This window comes from Bradyrhizobium sp. PRIMUS42, from assembly GCF_023006515.1.
Lineage (GTDB): Bacteria > Pseudomonadota > Alphaproteobacteria > Rhizobiales > Xanthobacteraceae > Bradyrhizobium.
The window spans coordinates 1-6,939 of the sequence record NZ_JALBGZ010000325.1 but is presented as its reverse complement, the minus strand read 5'-3'; the positions used below and the strand labels follow the sequence as shown (position 1 = coordinate 6,939).

The following is a 6,939-nucleotide window of genomic DNA, read 5'->3' as shown; positions in this document are numbered from 1 at the left end:
GGACGACAGGGCGATGCAGCCATCGACGGCTGGATCTTTGCTGCAGGCGGCGGCGCGATCGACTGCGTCTGGGCCGGCGGCCGCAAGGTGGTCGAAGGCGGCCGGCATGGATTGCGACAGGCCGCACGCGAACGCTTCAACGCGACAGTGCGGAGGCTTGTCGCATGAGCCTCGCCACCGATACAGCCGACCAACCAACATTGTACAAGCGAATTCGTGCCGACATAGAAAAGCGCATCCTGACCGGTGAATGGCCGCCGGGCCACCGCATTCCGTTCGAGCACGAGCTGGTGGCGCGCTACGGCTGCTCCCGCATGACGGTGAACAAGGCGCTGTCGGAGCTCGCGCAGGCCGATCTGATCGAGCGGCGGCGGCGCGCCGGCTCGTTCGTGCGCCGACCGCAACATCAATCCGCGGTCCTCAAGATCGCCGACATCCGCGCCGAGATCACTGCGCTGGGGCGCGCTTACGGCTATGAGCTGATCCAGCGCAAGCTGCGCGCCGCGACCGCGGCCGACCGTGACCGTCTCGGCGTGAGGAAGGCCGGCAAGGTGGTCGCGATCACCTGCCGGCACAGCGCCGACAACGTGCCGTTCGCCGTCGAGGACAGGCTGATCGACCTGTCATCCGTGCCGGATGCCGCGACCGCGGATTTTTCGCGCGAGCCGCCCGGCTCGTGGCTGCTTCATCATGTTCCATGGACGGAGGCCGAGCACACGATCAGCGCCATCGTTGCGGATGACCACGCAGCGGACGCGCTGGCGATCGCCGTCGGCGCCCCCTGCCTCGTGATCGACCGTTACACCTGGCGCAGCGCGCGCACGATCACCGCCGTGCGCCTGCTCTATCCCGGTGACTCTCACCGCCTTGTCGCGCGATTCAAGGGAGGCTGAGAGAAAATGTCGGCACAAATCGTGCAACGCTACATGAAGAGATCAACAGGACGTCAATCCATCGATCGGCAGAGGACGACAATCATGCGTAGTTCGACGATATTTGCGACAATCATTGCCCTCGCGGCCTCCACTCCCGTGCTCGCCGACGACGTCAAGGTCGGCGTCGGCATTTCCGGATGGACCGGCTTTGCGCCGCTGACGCTGGCGAAGGAGGCGGGCATCTTCAAGAAGAACGGCCTCGACGTCACGATCAAGAAGATCCCGCAGAAGGACCGCCACCTCGCGATCGCCTCCGGTGACGTCCAGTGCGCGGCAACGACGGTCGAGACCTGGATTTCCTGGAACGCCAACGGCGTTGCGACCAAGCAGATCTTCCAGCTCGACAAGAGCTATGGCGCCGACGGCATGGCCGTGCGCAACGATCTCGCCGCCATCAAGGACCTGAAAGGCAAGACCGTCGCCGCCTCCGCGCCCGGTACCTCGCCGTATTTCGCGCTGGCCTGGATGCTCAAGAAGAACGGCCTGTCGGTGAAGGACGTCACTGTCGTCAATCTCGAGCCGGCCGCGGCCGCGCAGGCCTTCGTCTCCGGCCAGAACGATGCGGCGATGACCTATGAGCCGTATCTGTCGACGGTGCGCGCCGCTCCCGACAAGGGCAAGATCATCGCGACCACGCTGGATTATCCGATGGTCATGGACACCTTCGGCTGCACGCCGAAGTTCCTCACCGAGAATCCCAAGGCCGCCAAGGCGCTCGCCGACAGCTATTTCGAGGCGCTCGACATGATCGCCAAGGACCAGGCCAAGGCCTACGAGATCATGGGCGCCGACGTGAAGCAGACCGGCGAGCAGTTCGGCAACTCGGCAAAATATCTGCGCTGGCAGGACAAGGCCGCGAACCAGAAATTCTTCGCCGGCGACTTCCTGACCTTCAACAAGGAGGCCGCCGACCTGCTGCTGGAAATCGGCATCATCAAGGCCGCGCCGAAGGTCGAGGACCTCTTCGACGCGAGCTACATCAAGTAAGCCTCTCGAGAGCCGCCGGCCCCGTCTCGCGGCGGGGCCGGCAAATCTTTTCAACGCCCGGATAGACAGTTTGATGCGTCCCCTGGACCCCGTTACGTCGAAGCAGCGTGTGGCCTATGGCCTTGCGTTCTTCGTGCTGTTCGTTGCCCTCTGGTCCTGGGCAACGCTCGGCGGCCATGTGTCGAAAACCTTTCTCGCCAACCCGCTGACCATGGTGCAGGAAGGTTATGACCTCCTGGCCAAGCAGGGCTTCGTCTACGACATCGGCATGACGATCTGGCGCGTCGTCGGCGGCTTCGCGCTGGCAGCCATCATCGCCGTGCCGCTCGGCGTGCTGATGGGCGCCTACAAGCCGGTCGAAGCATTCCTCGAACCGTTCGTGTCCTTCGCGCGCTATCTGCCCGCCTCCGCCTTCATCCCGCTCCTGATCCTGTGGGCCGGCATCGGGGAATTGCAAAAACTGCTCGTGATCTTCATCGGCTCGGTGTTCCAGGTCATCCTGATGGTCGCTGTCACCGTCGGCGCCACCCGGCGCGATCTGGTCGAGGCGGCCTATACGCTCGGGGCCAGCGACCGCGGCATCATCCGCCGCGTGCTGCTGCCCTCCTCCGCGCCGGAGATCGCTGAGATCCTGCGGCTGGTGCTGGGCTGGGCCTGGACCTATGTCATCGTCGCCGAGCTGATCGGTTCGTCCTCCGGCATCGGCCACATGATCACCGACAGCCAGGCGCTGCTCAACACCGGGCAAATCATCTTCGGCATCATCGTGATCGGCCTGATCGGGCTGCTCTCGGACTTCATGTTCAAGGCGTTCAACGCCTGGCTGTTTCCGTGGAGGCTCGCGTGACCACCCTCAAGATCGAACAGGTCTCCCGAACCTTCCCGGCTCGCCACGGCAACGCACCGACCAAGGCGCTCGAGCCGACCGACCTCACCATCGGCAACAACGACTTCGTCACCATTCTGGGTCCTTCCGGCTGCGGCAAGTCCACGCTGCTCCGCATCGTCGCCGGCCTCGACCGCCCGACCAGCGGGCGCGTCACACTCGACGGCCGCGAGGTGACCGGCCCGGGCGCTGATCGCGGCATGGTGTTCCAGTCCTACACGTTGTTTCCCTGGCTCACCGTGCGCGAGAACATCGCCTTCGGCCTGCGCGAGCGCGGCGTGTCCGAGGCGGAGCGGAACAAGATCGCCGACGCCTTCATCCGTCAGGTCGGATTGTCCGGCTTCGAAAACCATTGGCCCAAGCAACTCTCCGGCGGCATGCAGCAGCGCACCGCGATTGCGCGGGCGCTTGCGAATGACCCGAAAATCCTGCTGCTCGACGAGCCGTTCGGCGCGCTCGACAACCAGACCCGCGCCCTGATGCAGGAAATGCTGCTCGGGATCTGGGAACGCGACCAGAAAACCGTGCTGTTCGTGACCCACGACATCGAGGAGGCGATCTTCCTCGGCAGCCGCGTCATCGTCATGAGCGCGCGCCCCGGCCGCATCAAGGCCGAGATCAATGTGGACCTGCCGCATCCGCGCTCCTACAAGATCAAGACGACGCCGGAGTTCGTCCAGCTCAAGGAGCGGCTGGTCGAGGAGATCCGCACCGAGGCGTTGAAGGTTGCCGAACATGCCTGACACTCAGACCCGCACCAATGGCGAGCGTGTTCTCGCCGATCTCAATGCGCTCCGCGCCATCGGCGCCTACAAGACCGGCGTGCACAAGCCGACCTTCTCCGAGCCGCACAAGCTTTCGCTGGAGTGGCTCGTGCGCAAGCTGCCCAACGCCGGCCTCACAGCCGCGATCGACGGCATCGGCAATGTGTTCGGCACCAGCGCAAAGCCCGGACCCATGCTCTTGGCGGGCTCGCACCTGGAAAGCCAGAACTATGCCGGCTGGCTCGACGGCCCGCTCGGCGTCGTCTATGCGCTCGAAGCGGCCCGCGTGCTCAACGCCGATCCCACCGTGAAAGGCGCGGTCGAGGTCGCCGCCTGGTGCGATGAGGAGGGACATTTCGGCCATTTCCTCGGCTCACGCTCCTATGTCGGGCAGGTGACCGAAGCCGACATCGACGCCGCGCGCGATCGAACCAGCGGCCGCACCATGCGCGATGCGTTGGCCGAGATGGGGTTCGCGGGACGCCCGCGCGTCACCGCCGAGCCGGGCCGGCATGTCGGATATCTCGAGGCGCATATCGAGCAGGGCGACACGCTCGAAAGCGGCAAGCTTGCGATCGGTGTCGTGACCTCCATCGTCGGCATCTGGCAATACCAGATCGATTTCGTCGGCGAGCAAAATCACGCCGGCACGACGCGCATGGCGGTGCGCAGGGATGCCGGGCTGGCGCTGGCAAAGTTCTGCGTCGCGATCGACGAGCGTTTTCCGGCCGCCTGCGGCCCTCGCACGGTCTGGACCACCGGCCGCATCACGCTCGATCCGGGTGCCCCGAGCATCATTCCGGGCGGAGCCGAAATGCTGTTCCAGATCCGCGACGACGATCCGGCCGTCATCGCCCGGCTGGAGCAGCTGCTACGGACCATGGCGGACGAGGCCAGCGCGAGCGGTCCCTGCACCGTCGCCGTTGCGAAGCTGCGCACCGGTGCGCCCGCCATGATGGACGCCGGCTTCCAGGATGCGATCGAAGCAGCAAGCAAGGCGCTCGCCGGTGGACGATCCGTTCGCATGCCCAGCGGCGCCGGCCACGATGCGCAGATGCTGGCAACGGTCATGCCCGCCGGAATGCTGTTCGTGCCGTCGATCGGCGGCATCAGTCATCACTGGACCGAAAACACTGCCGATGCCGATATCGTCACCGGCGCTGAGGTCTTCGTCGACGCTTGCCGGCGCATCCTCGGCGGCTGATGTGACCACAACCGACTGCGCGATCTGACGCGGATGCTGCGGGCAGGCGCCCGGCATCACCGGGGGTTCACGCCTTGGCGCCCGAGGCGCCGGACATCTGTCGGCGCCACACGGCCGGACTGACGCCGACAATCGAGGAAAACACGCGCGTGAAGTGACTCTGGTTGGCAAAGCCGGCCGAGATCGCGATCTCCGTCAGCGGCAGGTCGCGAACACTCATCAACTGCTTGGCGGCCTTCACGCGCTGATGAAGCAGCCATTGATGCGGCGGCATGCCGACGGCGGTTCGAAATGCGCGTGAAAAATGACTGACCGAGAGGTCGAGCTCGCTCGCGATCTTCTGCAGCGAGAGTTTTCCGCCGAGATCGGATTCCAGCCGCTCACAGGCACGTTTCGCCTGCCAGGGAGCGAGACCGCCGCGGGTGGGCTCAGTCCTGCGCTCAAGGCCGCCGTAAGCCTGCGCGACATGGGCGGTCAAGGCGAGCATCATGTGGTCGACGAAAAGCTGGTTGGCCTCGCCCGGCCTGCGCAGGCCTTCCTGCAACGACGCGCCGATGTGGCGGATGATTTCGTCGTCGTGGCCAATTCCGATCTGACAGTCGAGTTCGTCGATCCGCGACGAATTGCACTGCTCGGAGATGCTGTCGAGCGCCGAACGCGGAATGTAGAAAAAAAGCGAGTGGAACGGCTTGTCGATCACATAGCGTGGATCGAGCTTGAGGTCATAGAGATAGGTCGTGCCCGCGCGTACGTCCGCCTTCATGATAGATTTGCCGCGCTCCCAGAGCTCGCAATCCGGGTAATCACGAAGCTTCAGGCTGACGAGAAACGCGTCTTCCGCGGTGAGCGAGCCGGACAGGCCGGTCAGCGGACGATCATTCCGCGTTTCAGTGACCGCAAGCTCGGCGCTGCGCAGCGAACGCGTGACCAGGGAGGGCGGCGCTTCCTTCAAACGCAGGAATTGCCCGAGCTTGTCTCCGTAGGCGCCTGCCTGGGTCATCGGATTGGCCTTTCTGTGGAAGTCCGCGTGCAGGCCACAGTGTCCCGCCAGTTCAGGAGCGCATTACAATATCCGGCAGCCGCTGTCCACCTGCCAGCACAAGCGAGCATCACGGGTTTTCACAAACGCACGATCACATGACGCGGTGTGGGTTCACTCGACACGAGAAGCCTGCCGGCGACGCATCGTCATTGCGAGCGCAGCGACTTGTCCGCCGAAGCCTCGGCGAAGGCGGAAGCAATCCAGAATCTTTCCGCGGAGGACTCTGGATTGCTTCGTCGCAAGGGCTCCTCGCAATGACGGAGCATGAGGCGATAGCTCGTTCTCCAAGTAACGCTGTCATTCCCCGCGAAGGCGGGGAATCCAGTACGCCGCGGCTTCTCCGTTCGACCACGGCCCTCTCGGAGGACTGGATCGCCCGTTCAAGCCGGGCGATGACACCGAATGTGTGGCTGCTGCCGTGTCGTAGGGTGGGCAAAGCGAAGCGTGCCCACGTATCTTTCGCGACCGACAGAGACGGTGGGCACGGCGCAAGAGCGCCTTTGCCCACCCCTACGATATCGGATTTGTGACACACAGCTCGACTCACAGACATGCCTTCGCATTCTCGCGGCTTGAACCACCCGAGCTTTGCTTCGTCTCGTCCCTCTCTGAAATCCAAGAGGGCGCAGGGAAGGCCGGGTGCCGGCTCGCACCCGCGGTCCGCTGCGCGAAATGCACACGCAGGAAGAACCGCACAGCAGCATACAGGTGGTGCCGATCACTCGGCCTTCCCTGCGCGATGGTCGGACGGCTTATGCCGTGATCTCCCGGGAGCCGAACTTTCCTTCTGGCCTCCCTCGCCCCGCGAACTGGATGATGCAGTCTGCCCGGTTGGGCTCGCTCGCACCTTCGCGAAAAGCTTGACCGTAGCAACGACGGCCAGGACCACACGGTTTTGCCGTACGCACGGCCCGCCATGTCGCCGCAGTTTTCCCAGCCCTGTCGACAAAGCCGGAAACTTACAGGCGAGACGGACCTAGCAGCGCCGCTCGTCTGCACGCGGGTTGCGGGCTCACAGGGACTACCCGCCCTGCCCGCCCCATCTCGTGCCGACGCTGCCGCGTCCACCGCAGGCCCGGCTCGCGATGCGTGACGACACAAGATCGCCCCTCTTGGATGAG

Annotated in this window: 6 protein-coding genes and 1 pseudogene; 6 read left to right on the top strand and 1 reads right to left on the bottom strand. The window is 64.6% G+C overall.

The features are described 5' to 3' along the window. From MOV75_RS22165 to MOV75_RS22140, 6 genes and pseudogenes are all read left to right on the top strand, one after another. A pseudogene (locus MOV75_RS22165) lies at positions 1-168 on the top strand (formimidoylglutamate deiminase); the annotation flags it as partial. Continuing rightward, positions 165-893 carry a histidine utilization repressor gene (gene hutC, locus MOV75_RS22160; RefSeq protein ID WP_246926368.1) on the top strand — a complete coding sequence of 243 codons (729 nt, stop codon included), beginning with the start codon at positions 165-167 and terminating at the stop codon, positions 891-893. The pseudogene MOV75_RS22165 and the gene hutC, both read left to right, overlap by 4 nt. Positions 894-977: 84 nt before the next feature. Further along, positions 978-1,922 (top strand): ABC transporter substrate-binding protein, encoded by a 945-nt coding sequence (locus MOV75_RS22155; protein WP_246926365.1) that lies wholly within the window; start codon positions 978-980, stop codon positions 1,920-1,922. Positions 1,923-1,995: 73 nt separating this feature from the next. Further along, a complete protein-coding gene (locus MOV75_RS22150) occupies positions 1,996-2,769 on the top strand; it encodes an ABC transporter permease (protein WP_246926363.1) in 774 nt (257 codons plus the stop codon). Next, entirely contained in the window at positions 2,766-3,551 is a 786-nt protein-coding gene (locus tag MOV75_RS22145) for an ABC transporter ATP-binding protein (protein WP_247006614.1), read from the top strand. Before MOV75_RS22150 ends, MOV75_RS22145 begins: the two co-directional genes overlap by 4 nt. Continuing rightward, positions 3,544-4,776: a Zn-dependent hydrolase gene (locus MOV75_RS22140; RefSeq protein ID WP_247006613.1), complete on the top strand. Its 1,233-nt coding sequence runs from the start codon at positions 3,544-3,546 to the stop codon at positions 4,774-4,776. Before MOV75_RS22145 ends, MOV75_RS22140 begins: the two co-directional genes overlap by 8 nt. A 67-nt stretch (positions 4,777-4,843) precedes the next feature. On the opposite strand, the gene MOV75_RS22135 is transcribed toward MOV75_RS22140, so the two are convergent. Further along, complete coding sequence (locus MOV75_RS22135) at positions 4,844-5,776, bottom strand: AraC family transcriptional regulator (protein ID WP_247006611.1); 933 nt, start codon at positions 5,774-5,776, stop codon at positions 4,844-4,846. Positions 5,777-6,939 lie beyond the last annotated feature (1,163 nt).